The organism is Agrobacterium larrymoorei (assembly GCF_005145045.1).
Classification (GTDB): Bacteria; Pseudomonadota; Alphaproteobacteria; order Rhizobiales; family Rhizobiaceae; genus Agrobacterium; species Agrobacterium larrymoorei.
In genome coordinates this window covers 719,600-738,205 of the sequence record NZ_CP039691.1, presented here as the reverse complement: position 1 = coordinate 738,205, position 18,606 = coordinate 719,600, and the positions used below count along the sequence as shown (strand labels likewise).

Annotated in this window: 19 protein-coding genes; 10 read left to right on the top strand and 9 right to left on the bottom strand. The window is 58.9% G+C overall.

Annotation, left to right across the window (positions count from 1 at the left end; genetic code table 11):
• Window positions 1-781: 781 nt before the first annotated feature.
• Window positions 782-937: a hypothetical protein gene (locus CFBP5473_RS24990; protein WP_169696869.1), complete on the bottom strand. Its 156-nt coding sequence runs from the start codon at window positions 935-937 to the stop codon at window positions 782-784.
• Between the two features lie 277 nt (window positions 938-1,214).
• Between CFBP5473_RS24990 and CFBP5473_RS03370 the strand changes: the two genes are divergently transcribed.
• The 3 genes from CFBP5473_RS03370 to rcdA all read left to right on the top strand — a co-directional run bounded on the left by CFBP5473_RS03370 (window position 1,215) and on the right by rcdA (window position 3,560).
• Window positions 1,215-2,498, top strand: a complete 1,284-nt coding sequence (locus CFBP5473_RS03370) for an MFS transporter (protein ID WP_027676492.1) — start codon at window positions 1,215-1,217, stop codon at window positions 2,496-2,498.
• Window positions 2,495-2,692, top strand: coding sequence for a DUF1192 domain-containing protein (locus tag CFBP5473_RS03365; RefSeq protein WP_027676491.1), 198 nt, complete (start codon window positions 2,495-2,497; stop codon window positions 2,690-2,692). The genes CFBP5473_RS03370 and CFBP5473_RS03365 overlap by 4 nt, the downstream gene beginning before the upstream one ends.
• A 355-nt stretch (window positions 2,693-3,047) precedes the next feature.
• Window positions 3,048-3,560 carry a protease adaptor protein RcdA gene (gene rcdA / locus CFBP5473_RS03360; RefSeq protein ID WP_027676490.1) on the top strand — a complete coding sequence of 171 codons (513 nt, stop codon included), beginning with the start codon at window positions 3,048-3,050 and terminating at the stop codon, window positions 3,558-3,560.
• Between the two features lie 177 nt (window positions 3,561-3,737).
• On the opposite strand, the gene rpmE is transcribed toward rcdA, so the two are convergent.
• Complete coding sequence (gene rpmE, locus CFBP5473_RS03355) at window positions 3,738-3,959, bottom strand: 50S ribosomal protein L31 (RefSeq protein WP_027676489.1); 222 nt, start codon at window positions 3,957-3,959, stop codon at window positions 3,738-3,740.
• Between the two features lie 266 nt (window positions 3,960-4,225).
• Between rpmE and CFBP5473_RS03350 the strand changes: the two genes are divergently transcribed.
• Window positions 4,226-6,034: an ABC transporter transmembrane domain-containing protein gene (locus CFBP5473_RS03350; RefSeq protein WP_027676488.1), complete on the top strand. Its 1,809-nt coding sequence runs from the start codon at window positions 4,226-4,228 to the stop codon at window positions 6,032-6,034.
• Here the strand turns inward: CFBP5473_RS03350 and CFBP5473_RS03345 are convergent.
• Window positions 6,031-7,677: an FAD-binding dehydrogenase gene (locus CFBP5473_RS03345; RefSeq protein WP_027676487.1), complete on the bottom strand. Its 1,647-nt coding sequence runs from the start codon at window positions 7,675-7,677 to the stop codon at window positions 6,031-6,033. The genes CFBP5473_RS03350 and CFBP5473_RS03345 overlap by 4 nt on opposite strands.
• A 139-nt stretch (window positions 7,678-7,816) precedes the next feature.
• On the opposite strand from CFBP5473_RS03345, the gene CFBP5473_RS03340 reads away from it, so the two are divergent.
• Entirely contained in the window at window positions 7,817-8,470 is a 654-nt protein-coding gene (locus CFBP5473_RS03340; RefSeq protein WP_027676486.1) for a glutathione S-transferase family protein, read from the top strand.
• A gap of 1,921 nt (window positions 8,471-10,391) precedes the next feature.
• On the opposite strand, the gene CFBP5473_RS03335 is transcribed toward CFBP5473_RS03340, so the two are convergent.
• The 5 genes from CFBP5473_RS03335 to CFBP5473_RS03315 all read right to left on the bottom strand — a co-directional run bounded on the left by CFBP5473_RS03335 (window position 10,392) and on the right by CFBP5473_RS03315 (window position 13,157).
• Entirely contained in the window at window positions 10,392-10,997 is a 606-nt protein-coding gene (locus CFBP5473_RS03335; RefSeq protein ID WP_027675591.1) for a tetratricopeptide repeat protein, read from the bottom strand.
• A 102-nt stretch (window positions 10,998-11,099) separates the two neighbouring features.
• Window positions 11,100-11,225: a type B 50S ribosomal protein L36 gene (gene ykgO, locus CFBP5473_RS03330; protein WP_003497670.1), complete on the bottom strand. Its 126-nt coding sequence runs from the start codon at window positions 11,223-11,225 to the stop codon at window positions 11,100-11,102.
• Between the two features lie 126 nt (window positions 11,226-11,351).
• Window positions 11,352-12,443, bottom strand: coding sequence for a 5-(carboxyamino)imidazole ribonucleotide synthase (locus tag CFBP5473_RS03325; RefSeq protein ID WP_027675590.1), 1,092 nt, complete (start codon window positions 12,441-12,443; stop codon window positions 11,352-11,354).
• Window positions 12,440-12,940 carry a 5-(carboxyamino)imidazole ribonucleotide mutase gene (purE, locus tag CFBP5473_RS03320; protein WP_027675589.1) on the bottom strand — a complete coding sequence of 167 codons (501 nt, stop codon included), beginning with the start codon at window positions 12,938-12,940 and terminating at the stop codon, window positions 12,440-12,442. The genes CFBP5473_RS03325 and purE overlap by 4 nt, the downstream gene beginning before the upstream one ends.
• Window positions 12,941-12,953: 13 nt before the next feature.
• Window positions 12,954-13,157 (bottom strand): YdcH family protein, encoded by a 204-nt coding sequence (locus CFBP5473_RS03315; protein ID WP_027675588.1) that lies wholly within the window; start codon window positions 13,155-13,157, stop codon window positions 12,954-12,956.
• A 236-nt stretch (window positions 13,158-13,393) separates the two neighbouring features.
• On the opposite strand from CFBP5473_RS03315, the gene CFBP5473_RS03310 reads away from it, so the two are divergent.
• Entirely contained in the window at window positions 13,394-13,570 is a 177-nt protein-coding gene (locus CFBP5473_RS03310; RefSeq protein WP_037170990.1) for a YdcH family protein, read from the top strand.
• Between the two features lie 135 nt (window positions 13,571-13,705).
• Here CFBP5473_RS03310 and CFBP5473_RS03305 read toward each other — a convergent pair whose 3' ends face one another.
• Window positions 13,706-14,470: a sulfite exporter TauE/SafE family protein gene (locus CFBP5473_RS03305; RefSeq protein WP_027675587.1), complete on the bottom strand. Its 765-nt coding sequence runs from the start codon at window positions 14,468-14,470 to the stop codon at window positions 13,706-13,708.
• Between the two features lie 105 nt (window positions 14,471-14,575).
• Between CFBP5473_RS03305 and CFBP5473_RS03300 the strand changes: the two genes are divergently transcribed.
• The 4 genes from CFBP5473_RS03300 to CFBP5473_RS03285 all read left to right on the top strand — a co-directional run bounded on the left by CFBP5473_RS03300 (window position 14,576) and on the right by CFBP5473_RS03285 (window position 18,604).
• Entirely contained in the window at window positions 14,576-15,229 is a 654-nt protein-coding gene (locus tag CFBP5473_RS03300; RefSeq protein WP_027675586.1) for a thiamine phosphate synthase, read from the top strand.
• A gap of 8 nt (window positions 15,230-15,237) precedes the next feature.
• Complete coding sequence (locus CFBP5473_RS03295; protein ID WP_234881775.1) at window positions 15,238-16,443, top strand: tetratricopeptide repeat protein; 1,206 nt, start codon at window positions 15,238-15,240, stop codon at window positions 16,441-16,443.
• A 141-nt stretch (window positions 16,444-16,584) separates the two neighbouring features.
• Window positions 16,585-17,385: an inositol monophosphatase family protein gene (locus tag CFBP5473_RS03290; protein WP_027675584.1), complete on the top strand. Its 801-nt coding sequence runs from the start codon at window positions 16,585-16,587 to the stop codon at window positions 17,383-17,385.
• Between the two features lie 196 nt (window positions 17,386-17,581).
• Window positions 17,582-18,604, top strand: coding sequence for a hypothetical protein (locus CFBP5473_RS03285; protein WP_027675583.1), 1,023 nt, complete (start codon window positions 17,582-17,584; stop codon window positions 18,602-18,604).
• Window positions 18,605-18,606: the final 2 nt, after the last annotated feature.

The window sequence follows — 18,606 nt, the reverse complement described above, 5'->3', positions numbered from 1 at the left end:
AGCTATATAGTCACAATGGACCGCCTCAGCCACAAACCTATGGCTGAGGGGTGTCATTAACGGTCGACACTGACCGTTGTTGGAGGGGATTTCTAAGGCCCCAAGACCGGCCCGTTACCTCCGGTCTCATCGTGACCCTAGAGGAAAAATGGTGACAGGGAAATTGCGATATCTTGCACTGTTGTTTCTGTGGCTGTTGTCTCTGCGGACGGAGTAGACGATTGCGCACCTCAGTCCAATCAGCGCCATCGCGCCCCTGTGACTGTGTTGGTAGCTTGGGGCGATAACAGCTCCCCACTTCCGTCATCCCGGACTTGATCCGGGATCCAGCCAGACCAAGTCCTTGGTCTGAAAGAACTTTCTTCGCCGCGCAGACGCGCGTCTGCTGGACCCCGCATCAAGTGCGGGGTGACGGGTGGGGAGATGTTCTCGCCTCAAACCAACCTATCAATTTAAACCGGACAGCAGTGGGTTTGAGGAGAAACGGCCAATCCACCCTCGACCGTCATCCTCGGCCTTGTGCCGAGGATCCATCGCCATCAACGAAGTCAAAGGGTGTGAATCCTCGGATCAAGCCCACTTCTGTCCGGTTTAAACTGAGTGGGTAGTTTGGGGCGATAACAGCTCCCCCACCCGTCATCCCGGACTTGATCCGGGATGACGGAAGTGGGGAGTGCCGTTGCTGCATCAACCGGACAGCAGCGGGACAAGCCCGAGGATGACGGAGGTGTAAGACGTGTAGCCCGAGGCAACAGAAAAACACAGCACGCCAACCCCAACCTCAAGGCCTCAGCAGCAGCACCAGCGTCCACAGCACGAATGCCACCACCGCGATTTTCCAGAAATCTGCGCGGCGTCTCAGCCCCGGCAGGCCAAGCGGGCGGATGATCTGGATGCCCATTGCCAGAAGTAAAAAAAGGCCGATCGCCTTCGTCATCGCGCAACCTTTTGGCTGTATTGAGCCATCGGTGAAACATTCCATTTGCTAAAGATCGAATGAGAGTCTTCTTGGAAACCTGAAAAGCAAATGTCGCAACCGATTCATCATTTTCGACTTGAGCGTAAGGGCGTGCAGCGTTGAGAGACAAAAGTCAAATTCATTTCGCTGGCGTCACAGGGCGGACATTTTTATGGTCACCATATCGGGCAACTTATTCGCGCACGTCCCGTTCGAAGTTTAGATTCCAAAATCGCATCAGCATGAGAGTGACTTTATGAGCAGAAATATTCTACCCGTATTCGCTCTTCTCACCAGCACCCTGTTTCTCTTCCTCGGCAACGGCCTTCAGGGCCTGCTGCTGCCCGTTCGCGGCTCGGAAGAAGGCTACACCAACGAGGTTCTCGGCTTTCTCGGCACCTCCTGGGCTGCCGGTTTCGTCATCGGCTGCTTCGTTGCCCCGGCAATCGTGCGGCGTGCGGGCCACATCCGCGCCTTCGGCAGCTTCGTTGCGATGATATGCCTGACCGTGCTTCTCACCGGCCTCTTCATCGATGATGTGTCCTGGGTGGCCCTTCGCGCGCTGACGGGTTTCTGCACCGCGGGCACCTCCATGATCATCGAAAGCTGGCTGAACGAGCGCGCCACCAATGAAAGCCGCGGCGCGATTTTCTCGCTCTATATTGCCATCACGCTTTTCGGCGTCGTTGCCGGTCAGCTGGTCATTCCCTTCGGCAATGTTGGCAATACGTCGCTCTTCATGATCGCCGCGATCATTTACTGCATCGCCATTCTGCCAGCCATGCTCTCGAGAGCGGAAAGTCCGCAACCGCTCAAGAAAGTGAAGCTCGATCTTCCAGCGCTTTACCGCAACTCGCCGGTGTCCTTCGTCGGCATTCTGCTGATCGGCATCGCCAACGGTGCTTATGGTACGCTGGCCGCCGTGTTTGGCGCGCGTGCGGGGCTTGATCCAACCACCATCGCCATCATGGTCAGCTGCACCATCTTCGTCGGCGCTCTGGCCCAGTTTCCGGCGGGCAAGCTCTCAGACCGCATCGACCGGCGTTTCGTGCTGGCGGGCCTGTCTGCCCTTGCAGCCGTCGCCGGGCTGTCGGTCGCGCTCATCCACCCGACGCATGTCTATGTCCTGATCGGGATGATCTGCGTTTACGGTGCCGCCGCCAATGCGCTCTATCCAATCGCGGTGGCTCACGCCAACGACTTCGCCTCGTCGGAGGATTTCGTCAAGGTTTCAGGCGGTCTGCTTTTGCTTTACGGCATCGGCACCATCATCGGCCCTACTCTGGGCGGCCCGATCATGACGTCTTTCGGGCCTTATGCACTCTTTCTCGTCACTGCGGTTTCGCATTTGCTGATTACGGCCTATTCTATCTTCCGCTCAAGACAGCGCGCGGCCCTGACGACGGAGCAGAAAGACAACTTCTCCACCATGCCAACCGCACCGGCGCCCCTGTTGACGCCCGAGAGCGCCTCGCTCGATCCGCGAGCGCCGCAATATCCTGAAGACGAAGCAGATTTGCAGAAGGGAGCAGGAATATGAGTGTTTTCGATGAGGAACTTCCGCAAAAGCCGAGCACGACTCACGTCATCGGCAGCGATCTCAGTCTGGTCTCGGTGGACGAGCTGACCGCCCGTATCAACATTCTCCTTGCCGAAGTAAAGCGGCTGGAAGAAGAGCGCGAAAAGAAATCCGCAGGCAGAAAAGCAGCCGAGAACCTTTTCAGAGCGCGATGATGCTTGTGCATTTTCATTAACGTTACGACGCGGGTCAGTTTTTCGTTTACCATTAACGCAATATTAAGCTTTCTGAGAGATTACTATACACGTTCAGTTCTTCTGAACCTCAGGCAGTTTCTCCTATCGGCGAATTGGTCTGATTTTTCTCCCTGTTTTACCTTGAGAGCCGCTTTTGCGGCTCTTTTTTTGCCCTGCCATACAATATCCAAAACTGTGGGTATTAACCTTTCTTTAATAATCAGCTTGCGCATTTGCGCTATTGATATCATCCTGAAAATACAGACAGGCCGGAACAATTAACCCGCTAATCCCGTTGCCTGATAGTATTATGCGTGAGCAGGGATATAAAGAAATGTCGGAACAGGCTTTGAATACCATCAGCTTTGCTGGCCGCGCTGCTGCGTCGAACCAATTCAAGACCCTCTACACGGAGGGTATGGGCCTTGTAGAAGAAACGGCAAGCTACCTCGACGGCTCTGGCCGCGCAGCCTCCAAGGTGCTGCCGCGCATGGCCTCGGTTCTTTATGCAGCGGAATCCATGCGCCTCACCACGCGCCTCATGCAGATGGCCTCCTGGCTGCTGCTCCAGCGCGCTGTCAACAACGGCGAAATGACCCGCGATCAGGTCATCAGCGAAAAGAACAAGGTGCGCCTCGACAACTTCAACGTCGACCGCAACGCACCGGGCTGGCACGACCTGCCGGAATCCTTCCGCGAACTGGTGGAACGCTCGCTGCGCCTCCAGAACCGCGTCGCCCTCCTCGACCGCGAAATCTATCGCCCCTCCGAGGCGAAGGTTCCAGACAATGAGAACAGCGTTCAGGCCCAGCTCAACCTGCTGCGCACCGCCTTCACCAGCAACTGATTTCGCTACATCGATGATTTTAAAGAAGCAGGCTTAGGCCTGCTTTTTTGTTTTAGCGCTTCAATTGCCACCCTCATCCCTGTGCTTGTCACAGGAACGGGGGTAGAAAATTACACTTAAAACAACAAAAAACCCCGGATCGCTCCAGGGTTTTTTTGCATTCCATATCCAAGCGGATTAGAGGCCGAGGCCGCCGAAGCGCTTGTTGAACTTGGAAACGCGGCCGCCGCGGTCCATCAGCTGCTGGTTGCCACCAGTCCAGGCCGGATGGGACTTAGGGTCGATTTCGAGGTTCATTACTGCGCCCTCGGAACCCCAGGTGGAGCGGGTTTCGTATTCGGTACCATCGGTCATGACAACTTTGATCATGTGATAGTCTGGATGGATTTGAGCCTTCATGACAAACTTCCTGCGTAAGTGACGTGCGGACCATTTGCCGCAATTGCGTCAACTGAGCCCATTGAATAAATGAAACCCAGCCCTCGCGGCCATGGCTTTCCAATTTGATGCGGAGCCTATACATGAAGGGCGCCAAGATAACAAGTGCCTGCCGGTGGATGGCTTCACACTGCGTAGAGCCTATATTTATGACATATGTCAAAGAAGCAGATCTCGTTCGTGATAAAGCTTCGGCTGTGTCTTGACGATAAGCAGAGGTATTCGAGGTGGCAGAGTTTCAGGAACAGAAATCGGCAGGTCGCAAAACGCTGAAGCCGCTCAAGAGCCTGTTTCCCTATCTGAAGCGTTACCGGGGTCTGGTTGCCGCCGCCCTCTCCGCGCTCATCCTGTCTTCCGCCACCACACTGGCGCTGCCACTTGCCGTGCGGCGCATCGTCGACCACGGTTTCGAAGCCTCCGATGGGGCGATGATCAACAGCTATTTCGCCATGTTGCTGGCAATTGCCGTCGTCCTCGCGCTGGCCAGCGCCATGCGATACTATTATGTGATGACGATCGGGGAACGCGTCGTAGCCGATGTGCGGCGCGATGTTTTCGCCCATCTCACCTCGCTGTCGCAGGCCTTTTTCGACACCAATCACTCCGGCGAACTCACCTCGCGTCTCACCGCCGATACGGTGCAGATCCGCTCCGCCTTCGGCTCCTCCGCCTCGGTTGCCCTGCGCAATATCCTGCTCTGTCTGGGCGCGGTGGTGATGATGGTCTATACCAGCCCCAGCCTTGCGGGCCTGGCGCTTCTTGCCATACCGCTCATCGTTTTCCCGCTGATCGCCTTCGGTCGCTCCGTGCGTTCGCGCTCCAGAACCACGCAGGATACGCTTGCCGCGTCTTCAGCCTTCGCGTCGGAAACGATCTCGGCAAGCCGCACCATTCAGTCGTTCAACGCCGAGCAGCTGGCAAATTCGCGTTATAACGACGCCGTCGAGAAAGCCTATCGCGGCGCCCGCGCGGCCATCAGCGCCCGCGCCATCTTGACCGCTGTCGCAATCAGCCTCGTCTTCGGCAGCGTGGTCGCCATCCTCTGGTACGGCGCGCATGGCGTGCTGACGGGCACCATCTCGGGTGGCACGCTCAGTCAGTTCGTTCTTTATGCGGTCATTGCCGCAAGTTCGCTCGGCCAACTGTCGGAAGTCTGGGGCGAACTGGCGCAGGCAGGCGGCGCTGCCGAACGTCTGTCCGAACTGCTTGCGGAAAAATCTCCGGTCGAAAACCCTGCCGCTCCCGTGTCTCTGCCCACTCCGCCGCGCGGCGAAGCGCGCTTCGAGAACGTGGCTTTCCATTATCCCAAGGGGACGGACAAGCCCATTCTCAGCGATCTTTCTTTCAACGTTGCGGCTGGCGAAACCGTCGCCATCGTCGGCCCTTCGGGTGCTGGCAAAAGCACCGTCTTCTCGCTTTTGATGCGTTTCTACGATCCGCAGTCGGGCCGCATCACCGTGGATGGCACCGATATCCGCTCCGTGACACTGGATGATCTGCGCTCCCGCCTTGCCATCGTGCCGCAGGATGTCGCCATCTTCGCCTCGTCCATTCACGATAATATCGCGTTCGGCAGACCGAATGCCACCCGCGAAGAGGTTCGCGCCGCGGCCCTTGCCGCTCAGGCGGATGGCTTCATCGGCAAGCTTTCGGATGGTTACGACACGATTGTCGGCGAGCGTGGCGTAACGCTGTCCGGCGGACAGCGCCAGCGCATTGCCATTGCCCGCGCCATTCTGCGCGATGCGCCGATCCTGCTTCTCGACGAAGCGACCTCCGCGCTCGATGCCGAAAGCGAGACTTTGGTGCAAAAGGCGCTGGACGACCTCATTTCCAAGCGCACCACCATCGTCATCGCCCACCGCCTCGCCACCGTGCTGAAGGCGGACCGTATTCTGGTGATGGATGAGGGCCGCATCATCGAGGAAGGTTCGCATCAGAGCCTGATCCGTCAGGGCGGCCTCTATGCAAAGCTCGCCCGGCTGCAATTCGAAACCGGCAGCGATGATGTGGTGCCTTTGGTGAAATCGGTTTAACCGCCGACACTGCGCCCGGCAACACGTCCCGAAAACAGGCATCCGCCCAGAAACGTCCCTTCCAGCGCGTTGTAGCCATGCATGCCGCCGCCGCCGAAACCGGCAACTTCACCGGCGGCATAAAGGCCGGGCACCACCGCGCCCTGCCCATCCAGCACCCTGCCCTGCAAATCCGTGTGCAAGCCGCCCAGCGTCTTGCGCGTCAGAATATGCAGGCGCACCGCAATCAGCGGTCCCGCAGCGGGGTCGAGCAGACGATGCGGTTTGGCGGTGCGCATCAGCTTGTCACCGAGATAGTTGCGAGCGCCGCGAATTGCCGTAACCTGCACATCCTTGGAAAAGCCGTTGAGAATTTCCCGGTCACGCGCTTCGATCTGCGGTCGCAGGCGGGCAATATCCAGCCGATCCTCTCCGCTGATCGCATTCATGGCCTCGACCAGCTCTTCCAGCGTGTTGCGAACCGCAAAATCCTCGCCGCGATCCATGAATGCCTTGACCGGTCCCGGCGGCTCCTTGCCCAGCCGCTTCAGCAACAGGCGAACATTCTTGTCCGTCAAATCCGGGTTTTGCTCCGAGCCAGAAAGCGCAAACTCCTTCTTGATGATCGCCTTGGTCAGAATGAACCAGCTGTAATCGCTATTGCGCTCCCTTAAAGTTTTCAGCGTGCCCAACGTATCGAAGCCGGGCATGGCCGGGGATGGTAGCCGGTTACCATCGGCATCGCACCAGAATGACGATGGGCCGGGCAGAATGCGGATGCCATGCTTGTTCCAGATCGGCTCGTAGTTCTTCACACCCTCGGTGTAATGCCACATGCGATCCCGGTTGATGATCGCGCCGCCCGCATCCTCGGTAATCCCGAGCATGCGCCCGTCCACATGGGCGGGCACGCCGCAGACCATATCCGCCGGTGGCTGGCCCAGCCGATCCACCGGCCAGTTCTGCCGGACGAGATCATGGTTGCCGCCAATCCCGCCCGAACTGACCACCACGGCACCCGCCTCGATACGGAATTCTGCCAGCGCCTCGCGGCTGCTTTCCTCGCCCCGCTGCACCGCATCATCAGCCAGAACCGTACCCGAAATGCCGGTTATGACGCCATTGGCCTGTTCCAGCCGATCCACCTTGTGGCGAAAGCGAAAGATCAGCTTTCCCGTATCGGCCAGAGCCTGCGCCTTCTTGACGAAGGGTGCCAGCACGCCGGGGCCGGTGCCCCACGTCACGTGGAAGCGCGGAACGGAATTGCCGTGCCCATCGGCATGCCCGCCTCCCCGCTCCGCCCAGCCAACGACCGGAAACCAGCGCATGCCAAGCCCGTGCAGCCACGCCCGCTTTTCGCCTGCGGCAAAGTGCAGATAGGCCTCCGCCCACTGCCGGGGCCAGTGATCCTCGGGCCGGTCGAATGCCGCAGAGCCCATCCAGTCCTGACGGGCCAGATCGAGACTATCGCGAATGCGCATGAAGCGCTGCTCAGGACTATCGATGAAAAACAGCCCGCCCAGCGACCAGAACGCTTGCCCGCCAAGGTTCTGCGGCCCCTCCTGATCCACCACGCAAACGCTGAGGCCCCGCTCTGCCGCCTCCGTCGCTGCGACCAGCCCTGCAAGGCCAGCACCAACGACGATCACATCATATCGCTCCATCATCCCCTCCCGGATTCATAGAGTTACTTTTACGCAAAGGTCAATTCTATGCAATGGCACGATCCATCACTTGCCGCTTCGTCTTGCTCCCGTCGAAAATCAGCCGCATCGTCTCCTTGGGAAATCATGGGAGGAGAAAATGACGATAACGATCACGGCTTTCGAGCGCTCGCCAGACAAAGGCCGAGGGCTGGCGCGCGATATGCGGGTGCGATGGGCGCTGGAAGAGGCAGGCCTGCCCTACGAGGTACGCCTGTTGTCTTTCAAGGCCATGAAGGAGCCCGCGCATCTCGCGCTCAATCCATTCGGCCAGATTCCGACATACGAGGACGGCGCGGTTTCGCTTTTCGAATCCGGCGCAATCATTCTGCACATCGCCCAAACGAACGAGGGCCTGTTGCCTGAAGACGCCCTGGCCCGCGCCCGCGCCATCACCTGGATCTTCGCCGCCCTCAACACCATAGAGCCGCCCATCCTCGAACTGACGATGGCAAAGCTTTTCGAAAGCAAGGAGAGCTGGCACGAAACACGCCTCCCCATGCTGGAAGGCCGCGTCGGCACCCGCCTGTCGGAACTCGCCAACCATCTCGGCGACGCCGATTGGCTGGATGGTAATTTCAGCGCGGGCGACCTTTTGATGGTCTCCGTCCTGTTGCGCTTACGAACATCCGGCCTGCTGGAGGACTTTCCCAACCTTGGACGATATGTGGAAAGTGGCGAAGCCCGCCCCGCCTATCAACGCGCTTTTGCAGCGCAGCTTGCAGTGTTTCAGGCAGCGAATGGTGGGGGATGAGGGTTGGTGGGTTGCTGCGCCACGCCTCTAGTGGCGCCCTCCCAATACTGCGCCCGCGCCACACCCACCACCCTCATGCTGAGGTGCCCCGCATGGGCCTCGAAGCATCCGGTCACAAGCTCGAGTGTGCGGCCGCAACCCTCGCCCTTCGAGGCTCCGGCTTCGCCTGCGCGCCTCTACTCCGACAAGCTCAGGATGATGGATGAGGGTTGCTGATGTCGTCGCTATCAAAAATCCCGGTCAGCTTCATCCCAAGCCTCGCCGTTCACGCGGCAGCATCTGCCCGTGGCTTGATCTTCTTCATTCTCTCCATAACCCTTTCAGGCCATGGCATTTCGGACGGGGCGCTGAAAGTTGCCTCGTTTGGTAGTTTAGTATGTGGCACCTCTCAGCGCCCCGTTCGGCTCTTTAGGCAGAGCCGCAATCCTCTTGCCACGGCTGGCAGAACCCGGATGACAAGGGGAAAAACCTTGCCGGAGAACCGGTCGGACTTGATCAAGGCCCAACCCTTCCCATCCGGGTGCGATGATGGTTGCCCGCCATCGCCCTGCCAGTTCAGCCACACCTGCCTTCGAGGATGCGGGCGCCGAACATCTCGTACAGCCCGCAGTCCCGGTCCGTTTTCCGCAAGGCTCTCACCCGCCAGCACGTTTCGAGTGCTGGCCAGATGGTTACCTTACGATCCGTCCGCTCACCTTTTCGGGGTGAACGGGGCAGATGCAGCGTCTTCCTGTGTACCGCCTGACTTTCGCTTCTATCTTCATGATCGCGTTCGACCATGAGACGATGAGCTGTCGGTACGCCCGGCGGCGAAATCCTGACGGATGGATCGAAACTCGGCAGCCGTTGTTCGCACTGCCGCTTGTCGATCCGGCCAGGTCGGGCATCGGGAGAACTGCGCCAGCCGGTCCGAAACCGACGCCATGTCCTCCTCCCGTTGCCGCCGGGGGGATTGCTGCTCGACCCTGGGAATGGAGAGGCCGCGTAACCTCCTCACCCCCAGCACCGACCCCGCCTCGCCGCAACGCCTTGCGGTGTATCCGAGGGCGGGATGAGGGGGAGTGTACGGGTGGTTTTGGGGATGGGGAAAAATGTTTGGGGGAATTTTTTTGGTTTTTTTAGAAAAATTCTGGTGCTGGGGTTTGTCCTATTGCGGGGCGGGTTACTATTGGGACGTGCTCACGCAGCCGTAGTTTGGCAACAAGGCTAAGGCACCCACTGCCGTCATCCTCGAGCTTGACCCGCTGCTGTCCGGTTTAAACTGGGCGGCTAGTTTGGAACGAGAACAGCTGCCCCACCCGTCACCCCGGCCCTGAGCCGGGGTCCAGCAGACGCGCGTCTGCGCGTCAAAAGAGTCTTCCAGACCGCGGACTTGGTCTGGCTGGATCCCGGATCAAGTCCGGGATGACGGAGGCAGGGAGTACCTTTGCCGCGTTCACAGCAGCGTTGCACTGGCGAGTCCGAGTTCGTAAAGATTACAAAAAACTAAATGCAATCAATACCCTATACCAAATCTATAAATTTCAACCGGACAGCAGTGGGCTTGTCTCGGGCATTTGCGAGGTTGCGGGTGTTTCGGCGTGCGTGGATCCTCGGGTCAAGCCCGAGGATGACGGAGGGTGGGGTGTGTGTTGGTGGGCAAAGGTTACCCCTCTACCCAAGAAAACCTAGGACTTCGCTTTGCGAAGTCGAGGTTTTCTATCCTCTCCCACAAGGGGAGAGGAAAATTTGCCGCACCGTCTCGGCCTTTCTCACGCTCTCATAGTAGTGTGACCACCTCTCCCCTTCATCCTGAGCTTGTCGAAGGGGTGGGAGAGGAAGAAAAATCATGATTTTAGCGTAGCTGAGCCATAGATTTTTCAGGTGAGGGGTGTGACGCCAGCTTCGACATCGAAAAAGAGGATAGCGGCAGCGGATAAAATCAGCTCCGCGTTCCCGCCAGCTTCTCCGAAAGATCGCTCATTTCCTTTTGCGCGTCCTTATCTGCCGGGTAGAGCGTCAGGTACTGTTGCCAGACCTTCATGGCCTGTTCGTTGTGTTCGGAGCTTTCCAGGATGTTGGCGAGGCCGGCGAGGGCGGGGAAGAAGCGGGGTTCTTTTTCGAGTGTCTGGTTGAGGTCGACCATGGCCTTGCGGATGTCGCCGTCGGCGACGTGGATCATGGCGCGGCGGTACCAGGCGCCTGCGTAGTCGGGGTCGAGGAAGATGGCCTGGTCGAGGAAATCATAGGCGGCGGCGGTGCGCTTTTCCTCGGAGGCTTCTTCGGCCCATTTCATCAGAAGGTTGATGGTGGCGCTGCCGGAATCCTTCCACTCGCCGATGATTTCGGTGGCGAGCACACGGGCTTTCTTTGCATCGCGCTCTTTCTTCAGACTGTCGAAGAGGTTGCCGACGGGGTCTTTGGGCGGGGTCTGATCCGGCTGCTGCGCCTGCGTAACGGGCTCTTCAGCGTGGGCGCCAAGAGGCGCGCTCAGGGCAAGCGGGACGAGGGAAACGAGGGCAAGGGCACAAAAACGAAATTGGCGCATGCCGATCAAGATAATCTGCATGCGCCAATTATGAAATCAAATTTTGTTTGCTATCAACAATGTGATCCGTCTCAACTGAAACAGACGACATGCGACCCGCAATCAGCCCTGACGAGCCTTGAAGCGTGGGTTCTGCTTGTTGATGATGTATACGCGGCCCTTGCGGCGAACCAGACGGTTGTCGCGGTGACGAGCCTTAAGCGCTTTGAGCGAGTTCTTGATCTTCATTTTTCTGGTCCGCAGTTTGGCGAGGCATTTCGCCACGCGTAATCTAAACAATCAAAAGCGCGCAACGAGGGCGCGCCTTTTTCGGTTGGCAGGCAGATACCTTGTCAGCCCCTGCCTGTCAACACGTCAACCAACATTTTGCCGGGAAAGCCTAAGGTTTCCGGCATGAAAGAGTTGCGTGACGTGGCCCATTTTGCGGCCCGCGCGCGCTTCCGTCTTGCCGTAAAGGTGCACGAGGCAATCGTTTTTCTGCAGCCAGGCGGGCACATCATCCATATCGGCGCCGATGAGATTGGTCATTACGCAATCCGAATGGCGGGCGGTGCTGCCGGGTGCAAGCCCGGCAACGGCACGGATATGCTGCTCGAACTGCGAAATGACGCAGGCCGCTTCCGTCCAGTGGCCGGTATTGTGCACGCGTGGCGCCATTTCATTGGCAACCAGCGAGCCATCGGCCAAGACGAAGAATTCGATGCCGACCACGCCGACATAATTCAATGCGCCTAGCAGCTTTTCAGCCGACTCGATGGCCACGGCTTTCGCCGCATCGGAAAGCTGTGCGGGAATGGTGGAGGTGTGCAGAATGCCGTTCAGATGCACATTTTCCGCAGGATCGTAACAGGTGACAGTGCCATCCTGAAAACGGGCGGCGATGATCGAAATTTCCCGCTCGAAAGGCACGAAGCTTTCCAAAATGAGCGGCACGTTTCCGAGGGCGGCATAAGCGCCGGTCAAATCCTCGCCACCCTTGAAAACACGCTGGCCCTTGCCGTCATAGCCCATGCGGCGGGTCTTCAGCACGCCCTTGCCGCCGAAATCGGCGAGTGCCGCTTCGAGCCCGGCCTGATCGTCCACGGCGCGGAAATCGGCGGTGGGAATGCCGCAATCATTGAGGAAGCGCTTTTCGGTCAACCGGTCCTGAGAGGCGCTGAGCGCCTGTGCGGGCGGGTAAACCGGCACGGAGGCGGCCAGCGTCTCGGCGGCAACGACGGGCACGTTTTCGAATTCGTAGGTGACCACATCGCAAAGGCTTGCAAGTTCGGCCAGAGCCTTCTCGTCATCGTAAGCGGCGACGATCTGGCGATTGCAGACCTGTGCTGCCGGACAGTCTGCCTGCGGCTCCAGGACGACGGTGCGGAAGTTGAGGCGGGCTGCGGCCATGGCCAGCATGCGGCCAAGCTGGCCGCCGCCGATGATACCGATCGTTCCCGTCTTCATTGCGCATTGTCCGATGGATATTCAGCAATGGCTGCGCTCTGGCGGGCGCGATACTCGTCCAGCCGGTCGGCAAGGTCCTCGTCCGACAAAGCCAGAACCGCTGCGGCAAGCAGGGCCGCATTGACGGCACCGGCGCGACCGATGGCGAGTGTGCCGACGGGGATGCCTGCTGGCATCTGCACGATGGAATAGAGGCTGTCCTGACCCGACATGGTTTTGGACTGGACCGGAACGCCGAAAACGGGAAGCGGCGTCAGCGATGCGGTCATGCCCGGCAGGTGGGCTGCACCACCGGCACCGGCGATGATGACCTTGAAGCCTTCGTCACGCGCGCCTGTCGCAAAATTGAACATGCGTTCGGGCGTGCGATGGGCGGAAATGATGCGGGCTTCGTATTCGATATCCAGCGCATCCAGCGTATCGGCGGCGTTCTTCATGGTTTCCCAGTCGGACTGGCTACCCATGATGATGGCGACGGGCGGGGTTTCGGTGCTCAAGCGGCCTCTCCTGTCAGGCAATGATATCCGGGATGATCTGATCTTCGATCTGAGTCATCTTGTCCTTGATAACCAGCTTCTTTTTCTTCATTCGCTGAATGCGCAGGGCATCGCAATTGGTCTGGATCATCGCGTTGATCGCGGTGTCGTAGTCCTCATGCTCCTGCCTCAGCCGTGCCAGTGTAAGCCGAACGTCCGCCTGTTCCTGATCGGGCATCTCTTCATCCCCATTGTGATGCAACCGGACCGCCATCCGGCATGTTTGTTATCGCTCATCCGTGCCTGTACCACCAATTGATGGTAACGGGAAGTTTCCCTTGCGACCATTTTGCCCAACTATTGCCTCGATTTCGCCTTCGACAAACCGGTCTTTCCATGTCACATTGCTGTCGTAAACCTGAAACTCCAGTGATGGAGAACTGGAGGTAGGTTCAACAAGGAAGGACGTGCCGCATGACCATTCAGGCTCATATCGCATCGCTCGAAAAGAAACACGGCGCTCTGGAGGAAGAGCTCGAAAGTATTCTTGCTTCCCCGTCGTCTGACGATCATGAGATTGCGGAGCTAAAACGCAGAAAACTACGCCTGAAGGATGAATTGCAAAGGCTGAAATCAACCACGAGACATTGATTTTCAATAACAACATTCAGGCTGCGCGGCGTCATTAACGCCTGAGAAACAGCCATAACCTTCAGGTTCTGATCGCAGATGCGGTCAGAACCTTTCGCTTTTCTTGGAGGTGTTTTTTAAAAAAAGCCGAGCGCCTCAGAACGGCAAGCCGTCCCACAGAAGCTTGAGCGCGGCAAAAAACGCCATCGTGTACATCAGCGGATAAAAAACGGCTGGCTTCATGTATTTCACCACCTTTGCGCCCGCGAATGTGGCGAGCATCGCCACCGGCAGAAGGGTGGCGGATGTGGTGAGGTTGGTGGAATCCAGCGCGCCCAGCGCAAAATAAGGGATAAGCTTGATCGCGTTCATGATGGCGAAGAAGCGCACGCTCATGCCGGTATAGGTCTTGGGATCGAGCTTCAGCGGCAGCACGTAAATCTGGAACGGCGGGCCGCCTGCATGGGCAACGAAGCTGGCATAGCCGGAAAGGCTGGACCAGAGCGTGGCCGCCGCCGGTCGCTGCGGCTTTGGCGCGATTTCCTGCCCACGACGGGCGCGGAAGGTCTCATAGAAATATCGCAGCACGAAGAGGATTGTGACAGTCGCCACGACGAGGCGCATCGCATTCGGCGAGATCAGCGTCGATGTGGCCCAGCCCAGCGCGATACCGGCAAGTGCGCCGGGCAGCATGAGCAGCAGCGTCTCGCGATGATTATAGCTGCGCCATGCCCATAGAGCCACCAAATCCATGACGATCAGGATCGGCAGGAAGATCGCGGCGGCCTGAACCGGTGGCACCGCAAGTGCCAGCAGCGGCACGCCCATCAGGGCCAAAGCGCCGCCCAGACCGCCTTTCGACAGGCCGACGAGGATGACTGCGGGGATGGCGACGAGGAAAAAATGGAAATCGAGCTGCATGTATCGACTGTTGATCCTTTTGCCAGTCCGGTTTATCGGAAATGGAATATGAAAACGAGTGCAGATTGGCGATGAAGCGTTCTTTCTGCCGGAAATGGAAAAATCATGAGCTCTGCTGAAGATCGCTGCCGCCTCGTTCTGATCGTTCCCGAAAACGACGATGCAGACGCTCAGGCCAAGGCGCTGGAAGATGCACTGCGTGGCGGCGACGTCTCATCCGTCATCATTCCGCAATATGGCCTGGACGATGGTGCGTTCCAGAAGCGCGCAGAAAGGCTGGTCGCAATCGTGCAGGAAGCGGGTGCCGCGGCACTCGTTGCCGGAGACACGCGCGTCGCGGGCCGCGCCAAGGCGGATGGCCTGCATATTGCGGGCGGCGTGGAGCCTTTGGAAGAAGCCGTGGAGAAATTCACGCCCAAGCTCATCGTCGGCGGCGGCAATGCGGATGATCGCCACAAGGCGCTGGAGCTTGGCGAAATCGGTCCCGACTATATTTTCTTCGGCAAGCTGGAAGGCGATATCAAGCCGGAACCGCACCCGAAGAATGTGGCACTCGGCGAATGGTGGGCCTCGATGATCGAAATTCCCGCCATCGTCATGGGCGGTTCGGATGTAGCATCCGTCGTGGCTGTTGCGGAAAGCGGCGTCGAATTCGTGGCACTGCGTCAGGCCGTCTTCGGCCATGCGGGCGGGCCCGCGCAGGCCGTGGCGGAAGCGAATGCATTGCTTGACGAAAAAGCGCCACGGTTTGACGGTTGATACAGGCGATGATCGCTCGCTTGCTTCGTTTTTCACTCTCCACTTCAGCGCTCGTGATGGCATTTGCCATCACGCCGCTTCATGCGTTGGCGCAGGGGCAGCCACCTGCACCGCAGCAGGCGCAGCCTGAACTCCTGCCGGGCCTGCAACCGCAGGCGCCCGACAATGAGGCGGCACAAGAGGAAGATACGGACTTCGGACCGGCGGTGAAGGAAGGACCGGAGGTTCTTTCCCGGCCTGCGGATGACGGGGCGGAACCCATTCGCAAGGGCCGTGTGGCAGGTGGTGAACAGAAGGATTTGCAGCCTTCCGAGGGCGTGACCGTTTACCAGCGAATGGGTGCCGAGCTTCCGCCGCTGCCGAAGGAGAAGGACTTCAAGGGCAAGGCGGACGAGGCTTACGGCCATTACCAGCGCGGCGAATATGTGCAGGCATTGGACAAGGCCCTGACACGCGCGCAGAACGGCGACGCGACGGCGCAGACGCTGGTTGCCGAAATGATGACGCGCGGCCTTGGTATTGCCCGCGACGACAAGACCGCCGCCTTCTGGTACGAACAGGCCGCCAAGAATGGCGATCCCGTCGCCATGTTCAAATATGCGCTGATCCTGATAGAAGGAAAGCTCGCCAAGCATGACAAGGCGCTGGCGGATGATTACATGCGCCGTGCCGCAGAAGCCGGAAATGCGGAAGCCGAGTTCAACTGGGCGCAGATTCTCGTCTCGCAGACGCCGGGCCCGAAAGGCCTTGTGGCGGCACTTCCCTTCTATGAAAAATCCGCCGAGAAGGGCGTTGCGGATGCGCAATATGCCGTTTCGCAAATCTATTTCAACGTGCCGGACATAGCGCCGGAGAAAAAGGCGAAGGCGCGCGAGTGGCTGATGCGCGCGGCCAAAGCCGGTTTCGATACGGCGCAGGTCGATCTCGGCATCTGGCTCATCAATGGCACGGGCGGCGAGCGCAATCTGGATGAGGGCTTCCGCTGGCTTTATGGCGCGGCCCAGCGCGGCAATGTGGTGGCGCAGAACAAGGTTGCGCATCTCTACATTCAGGCGCTGGGAACGCGGCCAGATCCGGTGGAGGCTGCCAAGTGGTATGTGCTTTCGCGCCGCGCTGGCCTGAAGGACCCGGCGCTGGAAGACTTCTATCTCGGTATCGAGGATGACCAGCAGAGGCAGGCCATCGAGGCCGCTAATCGTTTCCGCCCGATCTGACGCGCCGTCTATCTCAGGCTTTTTGCCTTGAATTTCGGCGCGTTTTGTGGTCTTGAACCGCAAACTTCAAATAGAAACCAAAAATCTCGCTTGGCCGCCCGATTTCGCTGGCAGCCTCAGCCACCTTTCAGGAACTTTTTCATGGCCCGCTCAGCCCTTCTCAATGTCATGGTTCAGACCGCTCTCAAGGCGGGTAAGTCTTTGGCGCGTGACTTCGGTGAAGTGCAGAACCTTCAGGTTTCGGTAAAGGGCCCCGGCGATTTCGTCTCGCAGGCCGATTTCAAAGCGGAGAAGATCGTCCGCGACGAACTTTTGAAGGCCCGCCCGACCTATGGTTTTCTGGGTGAAGAAGGCGGCGAGGAAATCGGCACCGATGGCGCCCACCGCTGGATCGTCGATCCGCTGGATGGCACGACCAACTTCCTGCACGGCATTCCGCAGTTTGCGGTTTCCATTGCGCTGGAGCGCAACGGCGAAATCGTCGCTGGCGTCATCTTCAACCCGGCAACGGATGAGCTCTACACCGCAGAGCGTGGCGGCGGCGCATTCCTCAACGACCGCCGTATTCGCGTTGCTGCGCGCAAGCAGCTTTCGGACTGCGTCGTCGGCTGCGGCGTTCCGCATCTTGGCCGTGGCAACCACGGCAAGTTCCTGGTCGAACTTCGCCACGTCATGGGCGAAACCGCTGGCGTTCGCCGCCTCGGCGCTGCCGCGCTCGATCTCGCCTATGTCGCTGCCGGTCGCCTCGATGGCTTCTGGGAAACCGAACTCAACGCATGGGATGTCGCCGCCGGCATCATTCTCATCCGCGAAGCGGGCGGCTTCGTCTCCGACATGGCCGGTGGCCAGAGCATGTTCGACAGCCGCAGCGTGATCGCAGGCAACGAATATATCCAGAAGGCGCTGGTAGACGTCGTGAACCGCCCGGTTCCGGGCCGTTAAGCGCCAATAATCGCTTTGAAATTTGAGAAGGAGGCGAAGCAGTTCGCCTCCTTCTTGCATTTGCACAAAAAGCCTTGTTGGCTTCTCGGCTTTTCACTTCAATTCGTCGTAATTTTCTACTAGCTTCCGGTTTGAACCATGACCGCGCTCGTTCGTTTCAGCCGTGCGTTGTGGCAGCACCAGAGGAATGAGCATTATGGCGGATACGGAACGGCTCGATGTCGGCGTCGAGAAACCGGTGACGAAAGAATATCATCACAAGCTATCCAGCCCCACGCCGTTCCTGTGGACGATGTTGATCTTTCTGATCATCGTGGCCTTCATTGCCGCCATTCTGTTCCGGCAGGCGCAAAATGCCTTCATGACCAATCCGGGCCTCAACGGCTTTATTCTGGGTGTTCTGGTCATCGGCATCATTCTGGTGTTCACGCAGATTTTCAGCCTTCGCCCGGAAGTGCGCTGGTTCAACAATTTCCAGGCCGCAGGCAATGTGGACAAGGCCGGGCGCCCGCCCAAGCTGCTGGCGCCGATGCGCGCGCTGATGGGCAAGCGCGGCGAAGTGCGCGTGTCCACGGTCACGCAGCGCTCCATTCTCGATTCCATTGCCACCCGTCTCGATGAATCGCGCGATACATCGCGTTACCTCATCGGCCTTCTCGTTTTCCTCGGCCTTCTCGGCACCTTCTGGGGCCTTATCGGCACCATCGGGTCAATCAGCGACGTCATTCAGGGGCTGGACCCCACTGCGGGCGACAGCAACGACATTCTCTCATCCCTGAAATCCGGTCTCACCGCACCGCTTTCCGGCATGGGAACGGCGTTTTCGTCCTCACTGCTCGGTCTTTCCGGCTCACTCATTCTCGGCTTTCTCGATCTTCAGGCAGGGCGCGCGCAGAACCGTTTCTATACGCAGCTGGAAAACTGGCTGTCCTCGGTCACCGATCCTGGCACGGATACCGGTGTCGAGGGCAAGGGTGCGGCGGGCTATGGCGCAGTCAGCACCGAGCGTTCTCTGGCCGCGATGACCAGCCTTGCGGAAGGCATTCAGGGACTGGTGAAGAATATGCGCAGCGAGCAGCAGATGCTGCGAGACTGGATCGAGGCGCAGCAGGAGGAATCCAAATCGCTGCGCCGCACGCTGGACAGGCTTTCCGCCCGGATCGATGCCGAGCAGAAGGGCGCAAACCGCCCGATCCGCCACGATAACGGGAGCGAGTGACC